Origin of the sequence: Chryseobacterium herbae (genome assembly GCF_025154075.1) — a bacterium.
Lineage (GTDB): Bacteria > Bacteroidota > Bacteroidia > Flavobacteriales > Weeksellaceae > Chryseobacterium > Chryseobacterium herbae.
Map to the genome: position 1 here is coordinate 44397 of NZ_JAOAMU010000001.1, position 21282 is coordinate 65678.

Here is a 21282-nt window from a genome sequence, read left to right on the forward strand (position 1 = left end):
TGTTATATTGTTACATTATTATATTATTTTTCTACCAGAAAAGTCCTTTTTTCTTTTCTTTTTTAAGTTTTGAGTAAGCCAGCACTTCTTTTCCTTCTACACGGAATTCTATTCTGTCCTGGATAATATTGTAAATTTCGCCCCAGCCTGGAAATCCGCCCAGATTTCTGTCATCAATGAACCAGTCTGCATCTAATTTTCTGGATTGATTTTCAGAATCGAAGACCTCGCCATCAAAGCTTGAATTCACGGCATAAAATTCCACCCCATTGTTTTTGCAGAATTCTACAGCTTCATCTAAAGTCTTTCCATGTCTGTAGGTCCAGAGGATTAATCTGTACCCTTCTGCCTGAAGTCTTTTTAAGGTTTCGAAAGCGAAAGTTTTTGTTTTACCAATTGCCGGGTATGCGTCATCCACGATGGTTCCGTCAAAATCAACAGCAATTTTTTTATTATTTAACATTTTGTACCTTTTTTAGCTTTGCAAAGATAAGAAATAAAAAGAGTGCCGAAAACGATGGCACTCTTAAGTTTTTATAATTTAATGATATCCGGAATTAGCTTTTCACCCATTTGAACTGGAACTGTAAATCCGGCGTTGAAATTCTATCTGTAATTTTCTGAAGTCTCGCAGGAAGTTTCATTAAATATTCCTGAGCTTTTTCAGCTTTTTCATTAAGACCTTTTACATGCTCAATCTTCCATTCATCCAATAAGTCTTTCATAATATTGATGTAATCCTGACCTGTATAGACCATACATCTTTGTGCTGCATCCGAGAAATGGCCCCAAAGCTCTCCGGCTTTCTGACCAGACTGTCTCATCATGTGAGCCGGCATTACGATCTTTTTACGCATCATATCTTCAAATGCAAGGATCATTTCTGACGGATCTATTTCTAAAATTCTAGCCACGAAATATTTGTACGCTTTTGCATGTCTTGCCTCATCTGCTGCAATCACACCACACATTTTCGCCAATTTTCCGTTTCCTGACTGTTTTGCCAAAGTTCCTACTCTTCTGTGAGAGATATTGGTTGCTGTTTCCTGAAAGCTTGTATACACGAAGTTTCTGTAAGGATCCATACTGGTTCCTAAATCGAAACCGTCGTTAATTAAATATTGAGTCGTCACTTCCAATTCTCGCATATTTACTCTTCCACACAAATAAAGATATTTGCCTAAAAGATCTCCATGTCTGTTCTCTTCACCAGTCCATGCTCTTACCCAGTTTGCCCAGCCGATTTCTTTCTGCTCCTGGTCAACTCCGTCTACACCCATCAACCATGACTCATAAGAAGGTAATGCCTCCTCAGTGATACAGTCTCCTATAAGCGTTACGAAAAGATCATAAGGCATTTCACGGGCAAAAGTCTGAATTTCTTCCAGATCATATTTAAAATCAGCACTTGACGGATCCGGAAGATAATCGGAAGGCTGCCAGATTTTTTCAATTGGCGTTAAAAATTTATCCAGAAAAGAACCAACCTCCTTTTCCAATATTCCCATTACTTCTTTTCTGACAAGCTTTTGATACATTTTACTATATGGATTTTAATTTACAAAGATATGATTTATTTATTATTTGTCGCATAATAACATATGCAACCCATACGATGACTGATATAAATCATACAAAAATGCCGCCATCTATATAATAACGGCATTTTTGGGACATTATTATTGAATTTTTAGCTGACTAAAATATCACCTGTCATTATTTCCGGAATTTCCACTCCCATTACTTTTAAAATAGTCGGAGCGACATCACCTAGTTTTCCCGGTTTCAGATTCCAGGTATGCTCTTTATCCATTACTATAAATGGTACCAGGTTCGTGGAATGCTGCGTGTTTGGGGTTCCATCCGGGTTGATCATTACATCTGAATTTCCGTGGTCTGCGAGAATAAATACGGCATATCCGTTTTCATAAGCGGCTGTTGCCACTTTTTCAATGCATTGATCTACAGTTTCTGCAGCTTTTACAGCGGCTTCAAAAACTCCGGTGTGGCCTACCATATCGGTATTGGCAAAATTCAGGCAGACAAAATCAGCGGTTCCGTTTTCAAGCTCGGGTACAATGATATTTGTGATATCATACGCAGACATTTCCGGCTTAAGATCATAGGTAGGAACATCTTTCGGACTTGGACACAGCAGTCTTCTTTCCCCGTTGAACACTTCCTCTCTACCTCCAGAGAAAAAGAATGTTACGTGAGGATATTTTTCTGTTTCAGCAATTCTGATCTGCGTTTTACCGTTTCTCTCAAGGATTTCTCCCATGGTTTCTTTCAATACTTCTTCATCGAACACAACCTGTACATTCTGATAGGTTTTGTCATAATTGGTTAAAGTAATATAATGAAGGTTCAGTTTACGCATAAAAAAGTCCGGGAAATCTTTCTGGGTAAGAACCTCTGTAATCTCTCGTCCTCTGTCTGTACGGAAATTGAAACAGATCACCACATCACCATCAATAATTTTGGCGATGGGAACTACATTTCCTGTTTCTGTTGTTTTAACCAGGATAATAGGTTGTAAGAACTCATCGGTCACATTGTTGTCATAAGAAGATTTAATGGCAGCCAAAGCATCTGTTGTCTGCAATCCTACTCCGTCTACCAAGGCATCATAAGCCAGTTTTACACGCTCCCATCTCTTATCACGGTCCATGGCATAATATCTTCCGATTACCGTGGCAAGTTTACCTACTGTGGTTGTCATATGGTCCTGAAGCTCCTCTATAAATCCTAGTCCTGAATGCGGATCACAGTCTCTTCCATCCGTAAAAGCATGGACGAAAACATTTTCATGCAGTCCGAATTCCTGAGCGGCCGTTAATAAACCTTTTAAGTGATTGATATGTGAGTGTACTCCCCCATTGGAAACCAGTCCGATGAAGTGTAGTTTTTTATTTTCTCTTTTAGCGTATTCAAAGGCGTCCTGAATGACCTGCTGTTGTCCCAGTGTTCCGTTTTCCACGGCCATATTCAGTTTTACAAGATTCTGATAAACGACTCTTCCAGCACCTAGATTCATGTGTCCTACTTCAGAATTCCCCATCTGTCCCAGCGGAAGCCCCACAGCCAAACCACTGGCTTCAAGTGTAGTATGTGGATATTTTTGATAACAGCTGTCTATAAATGGAGTGTTTGCTTTGTCTAAGGCAGACACCTCTGGATTCGTTCCCAGTCCCCATCCGTCAAGGATTGCTAATATTGCTTTTTTTGACATTTCGTATAACTTTTTGTTACACAAATTTACCTAATTTCCGATGAATGGAAGAATTTGAAAGGTTTATTTTAACAACATCAGGATAAAAACAGTACATATTATTAGTAAAGAATCTATGAATGCTTTGCTTTTTTGATCTCGCGCGAATTTCGCTGATGGGGCAGATTTTTATTTAAATTATTCTATATTTATACCTACTACTAACATTTAAACTATTCCCTATGTTGGCTGAGGCACTCGAAGCCAACATCTGTGGTGACTGCGAGTACCTCAGTCACCAGCTTTATTCACAGTGTTATTGAGTTTTCCTGTATTTTTTGCGTTAAAATATTATCGGCTGAACTGACGCGCTTTTATAAATTATTATTTAATTTTGCTTTATGGATTTACGAGATCAGTTAAAGAACCTTTTTCCTGAGCATGAGGAAAAGGATTTTGAGATGCCTAAGGAACAATTTAAGCAGCAGGAACCTTTGGTGTGCAAATTTGAGAAGAAAGGCAGAAACGGTAAGCCTGTAACGATTGTTGAGGGTTGGGAAGGCAGCGAGGAAGATTTGAAGAAAATCTCAAAAAAAATAAAAACCACCCTGGGAATAGGCGGTTCAGAGAAAGATGGAACGATCATTATTCAGGGCGATAATCGTGATAAGATAATGGATATCCTTAAAGAGATGGGATATAAAACCAAAAGAGTCGGCGGATAGATCTAGAAATAGATCTGGGTGTCCGGCATCAGGTTTTTTAATCGTTCAATCTTTGTTTTTTCTATAGGGTTTCCTGTAAGAATAAGGGTTTTAAGCTTTTTTAGCTGCCCGATCTCTGCAGGAATGTCTTTCAGATTATTATTAGCCAGATTCATACTGGTTATATTTTTCAGTCCCTTTATTTCAGGGGATATTTCTGTGATATGATTGTCACTTGCGTTCAAAAATTCAAGATTCTTAGCCTTGAACAGGTTTTCCGGCAGCTTTACAATAGCATTCTGCTGCAGCTCCAGGTATTTTAAATGTTTAGGAAAAGATAAGTTTCCCAAGTCGTTGATCTGATTTTCAGACAGGTTTAAAAATTTAAGATTTTTGATTTTGTCTAAACGGTCAGCAATACTGCTGATCTGGTTTCCCTGAAGGTTAATTTCTTCCAAAGCAGGAATTTCCATCAATGCCTCGGGAAAGACATTGAGGTTATTGGCATCAAAATGCACGGCCTTTAAGTTTTGAAGCTTTGCAATATTCGGATTAATGCTTGTCAGGCTGTTGAGATTCATAGAAAATGTGTTCAGCTTTTTCAGATTTCCTATTTCATCAGGAATGTATTTGATGCTGTTTTCATTCACATTTAAAATTTCCAGTTCGCTTAAAGCAAAGATCTCCTGATCCATTTTTTCAAGCTTATTTCCCATGATATTCAGAAAGAACAGAGCGTTCAGTTTTGAGATCTGTGGAGGAAGGTTAAATAATCCTTTTTCTCTGAAACTCATACTGTAAACGGTATTTTTACTGTTTAAAGCCTCATCGATATTGGTAAACGTGGGATATTTTACAGGATCGATCTGTGCTTTTGTAAGACAGAGAGAGCATACGGAAATCAATAGAACAAGCTTTTTCATAGAGATAAATTTCGGGCGGCGGCTTCGCCGCCGCCCGAAATGGGTATTAATAATTTACTTTTTAACTAATTTCACAGTCTTCTGGAAACCTCCTTCTGCTTCAATGTTCAGAATCAGAATGCGGGATCCTTCAAGCTGATGGGTAAAATCAAGATCCAATGATCTGTTCAGTCCACTGAATTTCTTCGTGTACACCATTTTTCCATCCATGCTGTAAGCCGTTACTGAAATGTCTTTCAATCCTTTTGGAGAATTGATCTTAACCATTCCTGAAGTAGGATTCGGAGCTACCTCAACGGTAGTTTCTGCATTGTGAGTGTCAACTGTTCCCAATGCTCCGGCTGTTCCTAAGTTTTGTTTTAAAGCGATAACGATCGTAGCTGATTTTCCTCTGTAGTCAATTGTGTTTCCGGTAGCATCGATATCTGTAGAAATCGTAGAATCAGGGTGCTGGATTGAGAAGAAGCCGAATTTATGATCAGGTGTAAATGTCAGTCCTGTCGGCTCAGATCCTGCCGGCATTGACGCGAACAATCTCACTTTAGGATTAGCCTGCGTATGATCAGGAGCAATTACCCAGATGTAATTTTTTCCACCATCCTGAAGAACCCAAAGGTTACCAAGCTCATCAAACGTCAGGTTATCATTTCCGTCACCCCAAGCTTCGCTTTTCATCCCCTGAGGGGTATTGAAAGAGTAAGATGTGGAAGCGCCTCCTGCAAAAGTTTCTACCTGAGAAGCTGTCGTTCCATTATCCTGAAGACGGTATATTTTATCTAATCCTTTTGCTGTAAAGTAGATTTTTCCATCCAACGGGCTGATGTCTACATCTTCCACTCCGTTAAATCTTGTTCCTCCTAATGACTGAGCAAGAGCTGTCGTGTTATTCTGGTCAGCTTTTATTTTATTCGGAACCTGAATCCATGTGGCTGTAGTTCCTACCGGATCTCCTGAAGCGCTTAATCCCTGATCTAATTTTAATACATAAAGATTTCCGGAAGCAAGGTTGTTCGGCGTATCCATTATATATTTATAAACCATGTGCGTACCTCCATCTTCTCCGTAATAAGCTGTAGTTCCTGCATTATTTACCACAACATTCTCGTGGTTCATAATTCCCATCTGCCACAGTTTTCCTTTGGATCCGTCCGTATTTTTAGAAGAAACCTGAGCCGTAGCCGGATCAATTTCCACTAACCATCCGTAATCTTTATAACCATCACTGTTTACATCATTGGAAGTCACAGATTCTTCTGCCGTAACAATTGTTCCCCAAGGAGTAACTCCCCCTGAACAGTTTCTGATCGTCTGAACTAAGCTTGGATCCGAGAAGCTTACCGCTCTTGATTTCGTCAGCTGCCAAAGTTTGGTAGAGGCATTATAGTTAATTTCAGCCATCGTCACTCCTCCAGGATTCGTTTCGTGGTTGACGGAAAGATATCCGTTGGTACTGCTTCCTGTTTTGGCAACATAACCCGTAAAGTCATTCTGACCTCCTACCATTCCACCTCCTTCAGTGTAATTGTCGCCTTCTTTTAAGATAAGCTGGTATTTATGTTCAGCCGGGATGATCAGTTTATTGGTTTGTGCCGTAGGAACAATAGACGTAAAACAGCTGATATGCGTTCCTGTACATGCCGGAGGAGGCGTCACAGTAGCTGTTGTTTTTAAATAAGCATCGATTCTAAGATCTGAGCTGGTTCCTGTTCTGTTGTGAAGTTCTACAGAAATCCTGTTGGTTCCGTTTATAAATTTAGATTTCGGAATAGAGAAAATATTATAAACGCTCTCTGCTGCACCATCTATTGTGGTAACGGAAGGGGTATTGAAAGCAATAGTACCTGCAGGCATATTGTCTCTTACGACTTCTACTCCATTCAGATACACAACGATTCCATCATCTCTCATCACTCCCAGTTCCATATTGTCTGAAAGCGTTGATAAATCCACTGTGAAATCTTTAGCAAAATAAGCTGCTGTAAGACCTGAGCTGATGGTGGTGGTCACGGGATCCCCATATCCTAAAGGCCCGTTTCCTGTAGTCCATGCAGAGATATCAAAAGTCTGGTCTTTCCATGGATCTGCCAGAGCTTGGTTGTTATCTTTATAGCTCCAGGAAGAGTTTTTGTTGAATAAAAAAGTCTGCGCCTGTACGCTAAAGCCAGCGACCATTGCCAACGCCGCAATTGTAAGTAATTTTTTCTTCATTTCTTATGATTTATTAGACCTTGCAAAACTATTTTTTTAGCGCGAAACCTCTGTTAATAGGACTTTAAATATAGATCAGGGAATATTAATTAATCTGGAACGTAATGTTAAGGGGATTAAATAATTGTTAAATAATTTGGGTTACGGAATGCGGGTTTCGGGATATGTGGTACTAGAATTAAATTTCGGTTTTAATAAATGATTAATGATTTATACTATGGTGTGTATCATTTCATAAATCTACCCCCGAAATCCAGACCCGAAACCCACATCACGTACCTCGAAAACCCGTACCCTGTATCCCGAAACCCAACTACTTAGCTCGGCTAATGTCCGTCAGAGAATTCAGGAATGCGATGACCTGTTTAATTTCCGTTTTTGTAAGTTCCAGTTTATCCGGTGGAAGTGTTTGGTTTTTCATCTTTAGGCCTAATCCTTCTCCTCCGCCCTCGTTGTAGAAATCCATTACTTCTTCCAGTGTGTTGAAAGCACCATTGTGGAAATAAGGTTTTGTAAGCGCGATATTTCTTACGGTAACCGTTTTGAAGGAATAATCATAGATCCATGACTTTTCTTTTTTTACGGGACTATTTCCTCTACCCAGATCGGAATCCAGTTCAATGGGAAGCTGATTGATCGGTTTTGTGGTTACGCCTAAAACTTCAGATTCGTTTTCATTAAAGAAAGGAGGCACAAGACCGGAAAAATGCGGTGCAAAGTGGCATGTAGCGCAATTGGCCTTTCCCATAAACAGGTTGTAGCCTTTTTTGACATCATCCGAAACGTCTTTTTCATTTCTCATAAAACGGTCAAAATCACTATCAAAAGAATATAGGGACGCGGCATAAGAGCTTAGTGCTTTGGAAAAATTCTCTTTATTTATTTTACCGTCTTTAAAAGCTGAACGGAAAGCTTTTTTATACTCAGGTTTTGTCTTTAATTTTTTAATGATGTCTTCATAGCTGGTATTAAATTCATCATCATTGTAGATGACGTGTTCTGCCTGCTGTTCCAGATAAAATGCACGAAGGTCGTAGAAAAACCTTTTCGCAAAAACGGCATTGTACAGAGACGGAGAATTTCTTAATACCGTTTTCCCTTCCACATTGCTCGGTGATTTTGCTTTAAGGTCTGTAAAAGCATTTTCCTGCAAATGACAGGCAGCGCAACTCATTTTACCGTTTTGACTTAAATTCTGGTCATAGAAAATAGATTTCCCTAAACTGCGCAGGTCTGCATTATCTTCAGAAGACTGCAACAATGTGTAGAAATAGGGATCCAGAAAATCACTGCTGAAAAGATTTTTGCTCTTTACATTCCATCCGGAAAATTCTTTGAGATCATCCTCTCTTCCGTCCCATTTTCCAAATTCTTCATACAAAGGCTGAATGTATTTTTTGTAAAACTCAATCCGGTCAAAAGTTTCAAAATCTTTGTTCGCAGACAAATAACTAATTCCTTCGGTAAGAACCTGATTGGCTTTCTGAACGTTATAGTTTTTGAAATAGGCATCGTCGTTGATGTATTTTTTAATTCCCGTCAGGGCATGACTGGCTTCTTCAGAGATATTCAGGGAACCGGGCGTATCAAAACCCGTCACTCCAAGGGTATAAATTCTGATCAGTTCGATCCTCAACGGTAGTGTTTTGTTGTTTCCACGGCTCAAACCGTTCTTTACCGTGCTCAGATAAAAGCTGGAATACGAGTTGTACAGGAAGTCTGTAATGGTTTTTATCTTATCTTTTTCGTCTGCAGCTTCATCGGAAAAAATCAGTTCATCCAATACCTGAAGTCCTTCCGGTGGCAATGTATAGGCCGAGGTTCCTGCAGCTTCAATATGAAAAAGCGGAGCCGCATTAAGGTGGGTTTTTGTAAATTCGGGATAATGATAAGCGATATAAAATTCTATTTCTTTAAATGAATTTCTTGTAGCACTTAAAGAATTCCGGAGCTCTTCAATGGAAATCTGGTCATCCGAGAATTTATATACATCTGATTTAAGCTGATCAAGCCTGTTTTTAAAATCTGACAGACCTTTATTGACAAAGGTATTTTCATTTTCTTCTCCCTTATCAATCGGGTTAAAAGACATGACAGCAAAACCTATCAACACAATCACAGCTAGCAGCGGATACAATCTCATGAATTTTTAGCGGCAAAAGTACCGTTCCGATGTTATGGTAAGTTTAACGTTAGATTAAAAAATGTTTACGTTTTCAAACAAGGATTGCAAAGATGAAGCGCTTTTAAACACAAATTCCACAAATAATTTCACAAATAACACGGCTATAATAGGCAAAGAAATTTGTGTAATCAGCTTAATCTGTGGGAGATTTTTAAGGAAGCAGTTTCTGATTTGAACCACAACCACATCCCGCGATGTAATGAGCGGCTAAAATTTCCGACAAAAAGTCTCAAATCTCCTATTCTGAAATCTGATGTCTGAAATCTGATGTCTAAAAAAAATCTTATCCCGAATTCAGGTTAATTTAAAATTTCACAAAGCTATTTTTAAAGCGTAAAAATCTACAAACAGCAGTTTCTTATAAAAATATTTTTATTAATTTTAAACCCCGAAATCAAATTCATTATACTTAAGTACGGATGACTTCTTCAAGCCGGGTTTAAAAAATGATGACGAAAGATATTGGGCGAGGATTTTTTTAACATCATTTCAGCAGATTAAAACAAAATATTATTATGAAAACAAAATTACTATTCGCTCTTGCGGCGAGTTTCCTTTCAATTCTTACCTTTTCACAGAAAAAGAAAAACAAAGAAATGGCCGTTTACGCAGAGAAAAAGGGGAATGATTATTATCTGATCCGTCTGGAAGAAGACAAACCTGTTCCCAATGTTTATGTGTATTCAAACGGGGTAATAAAACCTTATAAAAACTACACAGACCTTAAGGATATTGTGATGGATTTTCCAGGAATGATGAGTTCCAATAATTCTACTAAAGAAGAAATGGTCTCTGTCATGAAAAAAGGAGATAAGTTCTACGAGATCACTTCTCAGCGAAAAGATCCGAACAATTTTGAAAAAACCATTATCACGGTTTATGAAATATTCCAGGGACAGAAAAGAATCGTAGAGGAATATGACACGATCTATGACCTTGCCGGATCTCCTTACAAAGACGCTATTTTCATTAATTAAAAACAAAAAAATTATACTATTATGCTAAACAAACTTGCTGCCTCAGAGCTGGTGCTGAATGATGACGGAAGTGTATACCACTTAAATCTTTTGCCTGAAGATATTGCTGATAAGATCATCCTTGTGGGAGATCCGGACAGAGTAGCAAAAGTTTCAAAGTATTTTGACAATGTAGAGATCAAAAAAAATAAAAGAGAATTCTACACCCACACCGGAACTTTGCGTGGAGAAAGAATTACGGTAATGTCTACCGGTATCGGAACTGAAAACATCGATATCGTGATGAATGAGCTTGATGCTTTGGTGAATATTGATCTTCAGAACAAGGAATTCAAAACTGAGCACAAAGCCCTTGAACTTTTCCGTATGGGAACATGTGGAAGTGTAAACCCTGATGTGCAGGTAGATAATATGCTGGTAACCCAGAATGTTGTAGGTCTGGACGGATTGATGCATTTCTACCAGGATTACAGTTTTGAGAACGAATTTTCGAAAAATTTCATAGAGAAATTCCCTTATGAAAAAATAAAACCGATGCTTTATTTCTCAGATTGGGCAGAGGAAATGGGAGAATATTACAAAGATGCCAAATACCATGGTAATACGGCTACTTTCCCGGGATTTTATGCTCCACAGGGAAGACAGCTTCGTTTAAAGGCACTTGACGACAAGTTCTTAGAAACATTGAATGATCTTGGCGTAACCAACTTTGAAATGGAAACCTCAGCGATCTACGCTCTTTCAAAATTATTAGGCCACAAGGCGATTACTGTGAATAACGTTATTGCCAACAGAAGACGTGGGGAATTCTCTGCAGATCACCATGCCTCTGAGAAAAACCTTATTGATTGGGTATTGGAAAGAATTATTAAATAAAACATTTTAGGTCCTCAGACCTGGAGTTCAAACCTTATAGGTTTTAAAAACCTATAAGGTTTACTTTAAAAAAAATATTTTGTTATAAAATTGATCTTAATGAAACGCTTTCGGATCGGGATGTTTACATACAAAATCCAACTCTGAAATGAGTTTTGAAGACGAAATGATTTTTCCTTCATGTATTGCTTCTTCAGCAGACGGAAGATTTTTCTGAGCATTGATCACCTGAGCTTTTGACGGGTGCTGTGGTGCTGCTACATTATATAATTTTCCTTCTGATCCCTTTTCAATCATAACTTCAATCACATTACAAATATCTTCATAATGGATGTGATTCACCGGAGCTTCCAGGTTGGAAATCGTATAATTTTTCAAAAGTCGGTTATCTCCCATCAATCCAGCCAATCTCAAAATATTGACCTGCGGATAAGCGCTTTTAATCATTCTTTCTCCCTGAACCTGATCTGAAGAAAGACTTTCTTCGTTATATTCACCCGGAATATCCGGATATACACCGGTAGAGCTCATCACAAACATCTGTCCGTGAAAATCACCGATAAACGATAATAAATGTTGAATTCTGTTATACAAAGAACTTGCACAGCAGCTTTTTCCGGAAAGCGGAATCGTGATAATGACAACATCCATAGCTTTGATTTCATTCCACTGTGTGATTTTTTCCTCCAATTGAAAATCAGGGAAGCTGGCGAGAGAAGCATTAAAACCTCGGGAAGACAGCTCAGCAACTTTATCATTTGTCGTTGCAGTTGTATACATCTGGTATTTGTCCGACATTGAACCAGCAATTCTGGATCCCAGCCAGCCAAAGCCTATAATTCCTATTTTCTTCATAAATTTCAAGGGTCTGCATTAATGATCCAATCCTTTTCTTCTATATTTAAATAGAACCGGATAGATCATCAGCAAAAATAAATCAATTTATGATGCCCACAATTTTTTATTTAGAGGGATTAGGGAATATCTGACATCTGATGTCTAATATCTGATATCTGATATCTAGTTTTCAAACTCCTAAAACTCATTAATCATCACATAAAAATGCCCCGAATATAAACTTTCCGTATTTCCGGAGATATTGGTCAGATTGATGATTACACTTGAGGTAGAGGTCATTCTAGGGTTTGAAATTGAGAATGAAGTATTGCCCGCAAAATCACCCGCCGGAGAAACGACAATCGCTGCTCTTGTGGAACCGGGTTGCATATGGGAAGGAATAGGAATTTCCATGGTTACAGATCTTCCCGGAGCCAAGTTGTTCACAGAAACCGATGGCCAGGCTTCAAAGCTGATCTGATTTTTCTGTACATTTCCCTTTTCGCCCAGTTTGTACGGTCCATTTACATCTATTTTAGCAGATGTATTGGGTTTTCCTGTGCCAATACCAATATTTGCATTATTATCTCCGATAACAATGGCATTAGTCTGTGAAGTTACAGCTCCATAACCTACCGCTGTAGAAAACTGCCCCAAAGCATTGGCTCCGGATCCTATTGCTGTTGAATTCTGATTATTGGTGATTGTATTATATCCTACCGCTGTTTCGCTGTTGGAAGTTGTTTTTGCATTATATCCTACCGCCGTCGACTGAAAACCGGATGCTGTAGAGTTTTTCCCTAAAGCTGTTGCATCGTTGATCGTTGTTTTAGCATTATAACCCACCGCGATCGACTGGAAACCGGATGCGTCTGCATTATTTCCTACTGCTGTAGCTTCATTTACGGTTACTTTGGCATTAAAACCTACCGCCGTTGACTGATATCCTGAAATTTTAGAATTTGCTCCTAATGCAACAGATTCATTCGCAGTCACTGAAGTATTGGTTCCGATAGCAACTCCCTGATAAGCACTGCTGGAATTCCCAAGGGCTATACCGTTTTGTGCCGCATTGGCTGCCGTTCCGAAACTTATTGAGTTATTGATACCCAGTCTTCCCACTGTTGTAGAGTTTACTTTAAACACAAGGTCATCTGAAGTATTGGTTCCTAAAGAAAGATTGGTATGTTCTCCGCCAGAGTTTCCACTGTTGGTAGCGGAATTATTCCAAACAGCTAATGGAGTCACACCTCCACTGGTTCCGTTTCCGGTATTTGCAGAAATCATGTTCCATCTGGATTTGCTCCAATAGTAAAAACCGGTGTCTGCTAAGGTTCCCGATCCGTTATTCCAAACGATAAGGCCTTCAGCAGGATTCTTTATCGTAGTATGATCTGTAGATGATGTAAGGGCAACACTTGGAAGCAGCATCCCTTTATTCTTTGAATTGATCTGTAACATAGCTGAAGGATCCGGATTAGGAGTTCCAATCCCCACCTGTGCTTGAATTAAAATTGTAAAGAATAAAAAAAGAGAAAAGAGCTGAAGTTTAAATTTGCTTTGCATCACGGTATTAATGATGGTTTATTTTTTGAGGATGCAAATATACGAATTTATAATAAAATAGCGTATTTTTTATTAAATTCATAATAAACACACTTATTAGTGAGTAAACCATCCTTTAATCACTATTAAATGAAATATTTTCAAATATTAAGCCAACGTAAATCCCCTTCCGATAGACATTGAACAGCTTTTAAAATTTTAATTTAAAGTCATTTAATTATATTATTTATAAAAAATATCACTAAAAATTGAATAAAATAGAATTTCCTACTTTCTAATGAAACAGCTTTCCAAATGATCATTGACCATTCCGGTTGCCTGCATATGGGCATAAACTACAGTAGACCCCATAAATTTGAAACCTCTTTTCTTAAGATCTTTTGCCAGAAGATCGGAAATTTCTGTCGTAGCCGGAACATCTGATAAAGCCTGAGGTGCATTATCCAGTGGCTTTCCTCCTACAAAGTCCCAGATGTACGCTGAAAAACTTCCAAACTCCTTCTGTACCTCCTGAAACTTCTGTGCATTGGTTACTGTAGCTTTTATTTTTAGCCGGTTTCTAATAATTCCGGAGTCATTCATAAGCTCTTCTATTTTCTCATCATGATAAAGAGCTATTTTCTCAAAATTAAAATCATCAAAAGCTTTTTTGAAATTTCCCCTTTTAGAAAGAATGGTGTACCAGCTCAATCCCGCCTGAAAACTTTCAAGGACGAGAAACTCAAAGATGGTTTTGTCATCATATACTGGTCTTCCCCACTCTTCATCGTGGTATTTGCGATAGAGATCATCTTTTTCACACCACCCGCAGCGTATTTTTTTCATAGTCGTTCAATTTTAATTAAAGTTAGTATTGATTTAGAAAAGTATAACAAAAGATTAAGAAAAGTTTAACAATAGCCACAGTTTTTAGGAATGGTTCTTGTTTAATTACTGGTACACAACAATAAAATATTACATATTATGAACAATTCAGAATACAACAAAGCGGAAGATGCAGTAAACAATACGGAAAATTCTTTAAAGAATGCAGCAGACAATGCAAAGTGGAAAATTGAAGATCTGGCAGCCAAAGCAAAAGATTATATCAACGAAAAAAAAGACAGTGATCAGGAAGCCACTCAGGAGGACTGGCTAGACAAAGTGAAAAACAACTTTTCTGATACATGGGATGATATTAAAGATAAAGCCAATGATGCCTGGGAAAAAACCAAAGATGCAGCAGAAGATGTAAAAGCAGAATGGAATAAGAAAACCAATTAGAATTTCAGTCATATAAATATTTTCAAAAAAATGGAGTCTTAAATTAATAAGGCTCCATTTTTATTATGTCGCAAACACAAATTATTGCTACATTTGTATTTAAATAAACATTAAAAAATTATGTCATACGGTCTACTTAAAGGCAAAAAGGGAATTATTTTTGGAGCCCTTAATGAGCAATCTATCGCGTGGAAAGTTGCAGAAAGATGTCATGAAGAAGGTGCTGAATTTATCCTATCCAATGCTCCTATTGCTTTGAGAATGGGAGAACTTAATGGTTTAGCTGAAAAAACAGGTTCTGAAGTGATCGCTGCAGATGCTACTTCTATAGAAGATCTTGAAAAACTTTTTGATGCTGCTGTTGCCAAATATGGTAAAATAGATTTTATCCTTCATTCAATAGGCATGTCCGTAAATGTAAGAAAAGGAAAGCATTATACTGAAATGAACTACGACTGGTTAGAAAAAGGCTGGGATATTTCATCCGTTTCTTTCCATAAAGTAATGCGTGTAGCTTATGAGAAAGACTGCATGAATGAGTGGGGAAGCATTTTAGCACTTACGTATATTGCTGCTCAGAGAACTTTCCCTGATTACAATGATATGTCTGACAATAAATCATATTTAGAAAGCATCGCAAGAACATTCGGATATTATTGGGGTGAAAGAAAAGTACGTGTCAATACAATTTCCCAGTCTCCTACTCCTACTACAGCAGGAAGTGGCGTGAAAGGTTTCGGTGGTTTCTTAGGTTTTGCCGAGGAAATGTCTCCGCTAGGAAATGCTACAGCTCTTGACTGTGCCAACTATTGCGTAACCCTATTCTCTGATCTTACTCAAAAAGTAACGATGCAGAATCTTTTCCACGACGGAGGTTTCAGCAATACGGGAGTTACTCAGAAGGTAATTGACAGATATGGTGAATAACTGATCTGAAATAACTATACAATAAACCGGCGGCCTCTTTGAGGCCGCCGGTTCTGTTTAAAATAATGTTAATATGAGGAAATTTATTTATTTTTCAAATTGTTCTTTTGTCTTAAAACAAAATGAACCAAAAGTTCAAGGCTGGAATCTTCTGCTAAAAATTAAAACTTGCTCCTAAAATTCCCAAATTGACTCTCGTCGTTCGTCGAACCACTTCGTTAGGTTTTGCGCGGGTTCATCACTACTGCTTCGATTCAATATTTCGTCCGCGTTCAAACAGTGGGAATTTTTTAACGGATCAAGTTTTAATTTTCTTAACGCTACAGCTTCCTAGGCCAGTGGTGTCATTAATAACTCAATGGAAGTCTTATTAGCAAAATCTTTTCCACAAGAAGGTTAATCGACAAATATGGTGAATAAATGATCTGAAATAACTATACAATAAACCGGCGGCCTCAAAGAGGCCGCCGGTTCTGTTTAAAATAATGTTGATATGAAGAAATTTATTTATTTTTCAAATTGTTCTTTTGTCTTAAAACAAAATGAACCAAAAATTCAAGGCTGGAATCTTCTGCTAAAAATTAAAACTTGCTCCTAAAATTCCCAAACTCACGCGGGTTCATCACTACTGCTTCGATTCAATATTTCGTCCGCGTTCAAACAGTGGGAATTTTTTAACGGATCAAGTTTTAATTTTCTTAACGCTACAGCTTCCTAGGCCAGTGGTGTCATCAATAACTCAATGGAAGTCTCAAATTAACTTCTCTCTTCAAGCTTTAAACTTATAAGATAACCGTTTGGATAGAGTGTGCCGGTGCGGATAATTTAGCCGACATTCCTTCGATCCAAAGGTTGGTTTCAATATCGTTTTCGGAATCATTCATAATGACGGTGACCAGCTGACCGTTTTCATTCATGAAAGTGGTAGAAGTAAGGGCAACTCTGTTTGATGAACTTCCGATTCGCTGAGCATTGGGCTTAATATACTTTGATACATGACCTACATAGTAATATTCATAAGTATAATGTACTTCTCCCGTTTTTGTATCTGCAATGATAGGCGCAAAACAAAAGTTCCCTACGTGGTTGGGTCCTCCGGTTTCATCCAGCAATACATTCCAGTCGGTCCATAAAGCGGTTCCTTTGTTGAAATCATTAAGCATATTCTTTCCATACAATTCTCCCAGACTTACATCATAAATTCCGGACATCTTGAACTGTTCTTTACATCCTTCTGTAAAGGCCAGGAATTTATCCGGAAAAGCTCTCTGCGTTTCTGCTAAGTTATCGAAAAGCTGTGTTTTGTTGTTCCAGGTTTCATACCAGTGGTATCCAATTCCGTGGGCATATTTTGACGTTTCAGGATCACTTAAAGTCGTGGTTGCTCTCTGGTAAATCAGGTCTCTGTTGTGATCCCAGATCATTACTTTTTTGTCTTTGTAACCGTTTTTCCAAAGTGTTGGTCCTAAATTATTTTTAAGAAATTCTCCTTCTTCCTCCGCAGAATAAATACATGACTCCCAGCTTTGAGTAGCCATCGGCTCATTCTGTACCGTCAGTCCCCAGATATTGATTCCTCTTTTTTCATATTCTTTGATGAATTTAATATAATAATCCGCCCAGGTTTGGTAATACTGGTTTTCCAGCCTTCCTCCTTTGTACAGACTTTTATTGGATTTCATCCATGCCGGCGGACTCCATGGAGAGAAGTAAAACGTGAAATCTTTCCCAATCGCTTTCTGAGCTTCTTTGATCATCGGGATCTTATACTTTTCGTCATGGGCTACATTGAAGGTTTTTAAAGCCGTATCATTGTCTTCCACGTACGTATAAGAATCACTGGAGAAGTCGCATGAATTCATATTGGTACGGACTACCGTATAACCCAGTCCGTTTTTCCCAAAGTAAGCTTCCAGAATTTCTTTCTGCTTGTTCTTCGGCATTTTATAAAAGGTTTCAGCAGATGCATCCGTGATGGCCCCACCTATTCCAATCAGTTTCTGGTATTTAAAATCCGGATCCACAAAGATACAGGCATCTGTTTCTTTAGGTTGCCCGAATTTTTCAAATTTAATCATTCCTTTATCCGCCATCTTTTCGTTGGTTTTGGAATTGGTTAAAATCACTTTCGCTGTTTTCCCTGCATTCTTCTTCCAGTAGTTCTGTGCATTAGCATTTACAAATGCACCTACCGCCAAACAGCTTACAATTAGTTTCTTCATAATCTTTTTCTTTCTGTTTTTGGACTTTACCGCCCTCGCTTCATTATTTATTTTGATAAACTCTTACATAATCTATATAATATTTTTGCGGAAAAATACGATCATCAATTCCTTCTTTTCCGCCCCAGAAGCCACCGACCGCCAAATTTAAAATAATAAAATAAGGTTGATCAAAAGGCCATGCTTCATAAGTTTTCTCTTTGTTTTCATATGTGAAAAACTTCTGTCCGTCGATATAGACATCAATCTTTTCCGGTGTCCAATCCGCTTTATAGACATGAAAGTTTTCGCTTACGTCTTTCACCACCAAAGTATCCGTTTTCTGGGTTCCTTGAATATGGTTATACTTTTTGGTGTGTACCGAAGCATGAACAGATCCCTGATTGAAACCCACATGCTCCATAATATCCAGTTCGCCGTCATCCGGCCATTTCTTCATCTTTTCACTCATCATCCAGATGGCAGGCCAGGTCCCGCGACCCTTGGGAAGCTTCGCTCTCACTTCTATTGTTCCGTATTGAAAGGAGAATTTCCCTTTGGTTAAAAGCTTTGCAGATGTATATTTATTCTTTTCCCAGTTTTCTTTTCGGGCTTCAATAACAAGATTTCCGCCTTCCATTCTGGCATTTTCAAGTCTGTTCTTGGTATAAAACTGAGCTTCCTGGTTTCCGTAGCCATCTCCTCCTGCATCATAATTCCATTTTAATGAATCCGGAAGACCTTTTCCGTTAAATTCATCGCTCCATATCAGTTTCTTCCCGGAATGTGTTTTTTTGGAAACACAGTTTGCCATGGAAAACAGGATTAATCCCGTTGCGAAAAGTTGAATGATATGTTGGAGTTTGATTTTCATTGATGGATCAATATTTTAGATTTTGGCTGAAGCCGTTTTTTTTTCGTTGTGTTAAGTTAAGCGGGCTAAAGCCCGCTCCTATTGAATATATTTCGTTTTTGATTTGATGCTGTTCTTTGAATGTCTTTTGGTTTTATTGTTGACGATTTCTAAATATTGTTCCTCAAAGCGGGCTAAAGCCCGCTCCTAGTGAATATATTTCGTTTTTGATTTGATGCTGTTCTTTGAATGTCATTTGGTTTTATTGTTGACGATTTCTAAATATTGTTCCTCAAAGTAGGCTAAAGCCCGCTTCTATTGAATATTTATTGAGTCCAGGTGATTCTTTTTGTCTGTACATTTTGAGAATCGGTTCCGACCATGATATCGAATTCACCACTTTCCCAGTCAAAATTTAATTGGTCATCGAAAAATTTCAGATCTTCCGTAGTCAGTTTGAAATCTACTTTTCTGCTTTCTCCTTTTTTAATGAATACCTTTTGGAATCCTTTTAGTTCTTTCACAGGTCTGACCACTTTTCCAAAAAGATCTCTGATATAAAGCTGTACCACTTCTTCACCGTCGTATTTTCCGGTATTGGAAACCGTCACGCTTATATTTAATGTCTGATTTCCTTTAAGATTTACAGAATTTAAAACCATATCGGAATATTTAAAATCCGTATAGCTTAAACCGTAGCCAAACGGAAATTTAGGATCGTTATCAAGATCGATATATGCAGAAACATAATTTCTGTCTGTATTATTTTTAGCCGGTCTTCCAGTGTTGTAATGATTGTAATAGACCGGAATCTGTCCTTCTGTTCTCGGGAAGCTCATCGGAAGTTTTCCGCCTGGATTCACAGTTCCGAACAGAACATCTGCAATAGAATTTCCCGCTTCCGTTCCCAGCCACCAGTTATAGGTTATAGCCGGAATATGATCCGCAGCCCAGTTGAAAATCAGAGGTCTTCCGGCATTGATCATTAAAACGATTGGTTTTCCGGTCTTCGCAATTTCTTTAAGCAACTCTTCCTGAACCCCTGTAAAACCAATGCTGCTTCGGCTTTTTGCTTCACCGCTCATCGCATGTCCTTCACCTAAAGTCATAATCACAACATCTGCTTTTTTTGCAGTTTCTATTGCTTCGGCAAACATAGATCTGTCCTGATCATCGGCATTACAGCCTTTTGCAAATAATAAGGTTGAATTTTTGTCCAGTTGATTTTTAATTCCATCAAACTGTGAAACAATCCTTTGATTATCATCTTTAAATGCAATGGACCAGAATCCGTGATTGGCAACCGTTTCTTTTCCGAAAGGTCCGATCAGGGCAACTGTCTTCACTGTTTTTGAAAGCGGAAGAATATTTCCCTGGTTTTTAAGAAGGACGATACTTTTAGAACCAAATTCTCTTCCGAATTTTCTGTTTTCCTGATTATCGGTCTGTTCTTTCTGTCTCTTTTCATTGCTGAATCTATATGGATCATCGAAAAGTCCCATCTCGAATTTTTTGGCTAAAATTCTGCCTGCTGCATCGTCTACCCATTTTGCGTCTACTTTTCCTTCCTTGACCAATTTTGGTAGTTCCGTCATATACACACGGCTTTCCATATCCATATCACTGCCGCCCAGAATGGCTCTTTCGGCGGCTTCATTAGCATCTTTGGCATACCCATGAGGGATCATTTCCCCGATACTTCCCCAGTCTGAAACTACAAAACCTTTATAATTCCATTTTCCTTTTAACAATTCTCTTTGGATATATTGGTTGGCTGTGGCAGGAATTCCATTGATATCATTGAAAGAATTCATGAATGTGGCTACTCCTGCGTTGGCTGCTGCTTTGAATGGAGGCAAATAAGTTTCATGCAGCTGTCTTAAACTCATATCCACAGAATTATAATCTCGTCCGCCGACTGCTGCCCCGTAAGCCGCAAAATGCTTGGCACAGGCCATTACAGCATCAAGACTTCCCAAACCTTTTCCCTGAAATCCTGTGATCCGGGCCAAGCCAATTTGAGTTCCCAGATACGTATCCTCTCCGGAACCTTCCATTACTCTGCCCCATCTCGGATCTCTGGCAACATCTACCATGGGTGCAAAGGTCCAGTGGATACCATATGCAGAGGCTTCTGTTGCTGCAATTCTTTCTGATTTTTCTATCATTCCAAGATCCCAGCTTGCTGCCTGACCTATGTTGACAGGAAAAGTCGTTCTATAACCATGAATAACATCTTGCCCGAACAGCAAAGGAATTTTCAGTCTTGACTGTTGAGCCAGCTTCTGGAATGCTCTTGTTTCATCTGCCCCGGCTACGTTCAGCATGGAGCCTACTTTTCCTTTTTTTATTTCTTCCAAAACGGCTGCAGAATTGGATTTCTGAGGTCCGGTGGCATATTCAAATCCGCTGTACTGGACCATCTGTCCTACTTTTTCCTCCAGGGTCATTTTAGAAAGAAGCTCTGCCACTTTCTGATCCACCGTTTTCTGCCCGTAAGCATTCATTCCCAGCGCTGAGCAGGCTAGTAAGAAATATACTTTTTTCATAC

17 protein-coding genes are annotated in these 21282 nt (G+C 38.5%); 5 read left to right on the forward strand and 12 right to left on the reverse strand.

The features are described from left to right. Positions 1 to 31: 31 nt before the first annotated feature. The 3 genes from N0B48_RS00230 to gpmI all read right to left on the reverse strand — a co-directional run bounded on the left by N0B48_RS00230 (position 32) and on the right by gpmI (position 3232). On the reverse strand, positions 32 to 463 hold the full coding sequence (locus N0B48_RS00230) for a BT0820 family HAD-type phosphatase (RefSeq protein WP_259835497.1): 432 nt from the start codon (positions 461 to 463) through the stop codon (positions 32 to 34). Positions 464 to 557: 94 nt separating this feature from the next. Further along, on the reverse strand, positions 558 to 1538 hold the full coding sequence (locus N0B48_RS00235; RefSeq protein ID WP_259835500.1) for an acyl-ACP desaturase: 981 nt from the start codon (positions 1536 to 1538) through the stop codon (positions 558 to 560). Between the two features lie 152 nt (positions 1539 to 1690). Further along, on the reverse strand, positions 1691 to 3232 hold the full coding sequence (gpmI, locus tag N0B48_RS00240; protein WP_259835502.1) for a 2,3-bisphosphoglycerate-independent phosphoglycerate mutase: 1542 nt from the start codon (positions 3230 to 3232) through the stop codon (positions 1691 to 1693). Positions 3233 to 3612: 380 nt separating this feature from the next. Here gpmI and N0B48_RS00245 point away from each other — a divergent pair, with 380 nt between their 5' ends. Further along, positions 3613 to 3936: a translation initiation factor gene (locus N0B48_RS00245; protein ID WP_259835504.1), complete on the forward strand. Its 324-nt coding sequence runs from the start codon at positions 3613 to 3615 to the stop codon at positions 3934 to 3936. A gap of 2 nt (positions 3937 to 3938) precedes the next feature. On the opposite strand, the gene N0B48_RS00250 is transcribed toward N0B48_RS00245, so the two are convergent. The 3 genes from N0B48_RS00250 to N0B48_RS00260 all read right to left on the reverse strand — a co-directional run bounded on the left by N0B48_RS00250 (position 3939) and on the right by N0B48_RS00260 (position 9189). Beyond that, positions 3939 to 4838 carry a leucine-rich repeat domain-containing protein gene (locus N0B48_RS00250; protein WP_259835506.1) on the reverse strand — a complete coding sequence of 300 codons (900 nt, stop codon included), beginning with the start codon at positions 4836 to 4838 and terminating at the stop codon, positions 3939 to 3941. A gap of 54 nt (positions 4839 to 4892) precedes the next feature. Beyond that, positions 4893 to 7046, reverse strand: coding sequence for an alkaline phosphatase PhoX (locus tag N0B48_RS00255; protein ID WP_259835508.1), 2154 nt, complete (start codon positions 7044 to 7046; stop codon positions 4893 to 4895). A 313-nt stretch (positions 7047 to 7359) separates the two neighbouring features. Beyond that, the gene (locus tag N0B48_RS00260; protein ID WP_259835510.1) at positions 7360 to 9189 is read right to left on the reverse strand and encodes a cytochrome-c peroxidase; all 1830 of its coding nucleotides are present in this window, start codon (positions 9187 to 9189) and stop codon (positions 7360 to 7362) included. A gap of 557 nt (positions 9190 to 9746) precedes the next feature. On the opposite strand from N0B48_RS00260, the gene N0B48_RS00265 reads away from it, so the two are divergent. Together N0B48_RS00265 and N0B48_RS00270 are read left to right on the forward strand one after the other, a co-directional pair. Beyond that, complete coding sequence (locus N0B48_RS00265; protein ID WP_259835514.1) at positions 9747 to 10208, forward strand: hypothetical protein; 462 nt, start codon at positions 9747 to 9749, stop codon at positions 10206 to 10208. 21 nt (positions 10209 to 10229) lie between these two features. Next, a complete protein-coding gene (locus N0B48_RS00270) occupies positions 10230 to 11084 on the forward strand; it encodes a nucleoside phosphorylase (protein ID WP_259835517.1) in 855 nt (284 codons plus the stop codon). A 96-nt stretch (positions 11085 to 11180) separates the two neighbouring features. Here N0B48_RS00270 and N0B48_RS00275 read toward each other — a convergent pair whose 3' ends face one another. The 3 genes from N0B48_RS00275 to N0B48_RS00285 all read right to left on the reverse strand — a co-directional run bounded on the left by N0B48_RS00275 (position 11181) and on the right by N0B48_RS00285 (position 14312). After that, a complete protein-coding gene (locus N0B48_RS00275; RefSeq protein ID WP_259835519.1) occupies positions 11181 to 11939 on the reverse strand; it encodes a Rossmann-fold NAD(P)-binding domain-containing protein in 759 nt (252 codons plus the stop codon). Positions 11940 to 12119: 180 nt separating this feature from the next. Next, complete coding sequence (locus N0B48_RS00280) at positions 12120 to 13487, reverse strand: phage tail-like protein (protein ID WP_259835520.1); 1368 nt, start codon at positions 13485 to 13487, stop codon at positions 12120 to 12122. Between the two features lie 267 nt (positions 13488 to 13754). Further along, the gene (locus N0B48_RS00285; protein ID WP_259835521.1) at positions 13755 to 14312 is read right to left on the reverse strand and encodes a DNA-3-methyladenine glycosylase I; all 558 of its coding nucleotides are present in this window, start codon (positions 14310 to 14312) and stop codon (positions 13755 to 13757) included. Positions 14313 to 14450: 138 nt separating this feature from the next. On the opposite strand from N0B48_RS00285, the gene N0B48_RS00290 reads away from it, so the two are divergent. Together N0B48_RS00290 and N0B48_RS00295 are read left to right on the forward strand one after the other, a co-directional pair. Continuing rightward, positions 14451 to 14750: a hypothetical protein gene (locus N0B48_RS00290; protein WP_259835524.1), complete on the forward strand. Its 300-nt coding sequence runs from the start codon at positions 14451 to 14453 to the stop codon at positions 14748 to 14750. A 120-nt stretch (positions 14751 to 14870) separates the two neighbouring features. Next, entirely contained in the window at positions 14871 to 15677 is an 807-nt protein-coding gene (locus N0B48_RS00295; RefSeq protein WP_259835527.1) for an enoyl-ACP reductase FabI, read from the forward strand. A gap of 782 nt (positions 15678 to 16459) precedes the next feature. On the opposite strand, the gene N0B48_RS00300 is transcribed toward N0B48_RS00295, so the two are convergent. From N0B48_RS00300 to N0B48_RS00310, 3 genes are all read right to left on the reverse strand, one after another. Next, on the reverse strand, positions 16460 to 17899 hold the full coding sequence (locus N0B48_RS00300; protein ID WP_259835530.1) for a glycoside hydrolase family 30 protein: 1440 nt from the start codon (positions 17897 to 17899) through the stop codon (positions 16460 to 16462). A gap of 43 nt (positions 17900 to 17942) precedes the next feature. Next, positions 17943 to 18752, reverse strand: a complete 810-nt coding sequence (locus N0B48_RS00305; RefSeq protein ID WP_259835533.1) for a glycoside hydrolase family 16 protein — start codon at positions 18750 to 18752, stop codon at positions 17943 to 17945. Between the two features lie 305 nt (positions 18753 to 19057). Then, positions 19058 to 21280, reverse strand: a complete 2223-nt coding sequence (locus tag N0B48_RS00310) for a glycoside hydrolase family 3 N-terminal domain-containing protein (RefSeq protein ID WP_259835536.1) — start codon at positions 21278 to 21280, stop codon at positions 19058 to 19060. Positions 21281 to 21282 lie beyond the last annotated feature (2 nt).

Bases quoted from the DNA above. Each gene is read 5' to 3' on its own strand.
- N0B48_RS00275 (WP_259835519.1), bottom strand. From the start codon at position 11,939: ATGAAGAAAATAGGAATTATAGGCTTTGGCTGGCTGGGATCCAGAATT.
- N0B48_RS00245 (WP_259835504.1), top strand. From the start codon at position 3,613: ATGGATTTACGAGATCAGTTAAAGAACCTTTTTCCTGAGCATGAGGAA.
- gpmI (WP_259835502.1), bottom strand. From the start codon at position 3,232: ATGTCAAAAAAAGCAATATTAGCAATCCTTGACGGATGGGGACTGGGA.
- N0B48_RS00255 (WP_259835508.1), bottom strand. From the start codon at position 7,046: ATGAAGAAAAAATTACTTACAATTGCGGCGTTGGCAATGGTCGCTGGC.
- N0B48_RS00230 (WP_259835497.1), bottom strand. From the start codon at position 463: ATGTTAAATAATAAAAAAATTGCTGTTGATTTTGACGGAACCATCGTG.
- N0B48_RS00235 (WP_259835500.1), bottom strand. From the start codon at position 1,538: ATGTATCAAAAGCTTGTCAGAAAAGAAGTAATGGGAATATTGGAAAAG.
- N0B48_RS00280 (WP_259835520.1), bottom strand. From the start codon at position 13,487: ATGCAAAGCAAATTTAAACTTCAGCTCTTTTCTCTTTTTTTATTCTTT.
- N0B48_RS00295 (WP_259835527.1), top strand. From the start codon at position 14,871: ATGTCATACGGTCTACTTAAAGGCAAAAAGGGAATTATTTTTGGAGCC.
- N0B48_RS00270 (WP_259835517.1), top strand. From the start codon at position 10,230: ATGCTAAACAAACTTGCTGCCTCAGAGCTGGTGCTGAATGATGACGGA.
- N0B48_RS00250 (WP_259835506.1), bottom strand. From the start codon at position 4,838: ATGAAAAAGCTTGTTCTATTGATTTCCGTATGCTCTCTCTGTCTTACA.
- N0B48_RS00305 (WP_259835533.1), bottom strand. From the start codon at position 18,752: ATGAAAATCAAACTCCAACATATCATTCAACTTTTCGCAACGGGATTA.
- N0B48_RS00310 (WP_259835536.1), bottom strand. From the start codon at position 21,280: ATGAAAAAAGTATATTTCTTACTAGCCTGCTCAGCGCTGGGAATGAAT.
- N0B48_RS00290 (WP_259835524.1), top strand. From the start codon at position 14,451: ATGAACAATTCAGAATACAACAAAGCGGAAGATGCAGTAAACAATACG.
- N0B48_RS00285 (WP_259835521.1), bottom strand. From the start codon at position 14,312: ATGAAAAAAATACGCTGCGGGTGGTGTGAAAAAGATGATCTCTATCGC.
- N0B48_RS00260 (WP_259835510.1), bottom strand. From the start codon at position 9,189: ATGAGATTGTATCCGCTGCTAGCTGTGATTGTGTTGATAGGTTTTGCT.
- N0B48_RS00265 (WP_259835514.1), top strand. From the start codon at position 9,747: ATGAAAACAAAATTACTATTCGCTCTTGCGGCGAGTTTCCTTTCAATT.
- N0B48_RS00300 (WP_259835530.1), bottom strand. From the start codon at position 17,899: ATGAAGAAACTAATTGTAAGCTGTTTGGCGGTAGGTGCATTTGTAAAT.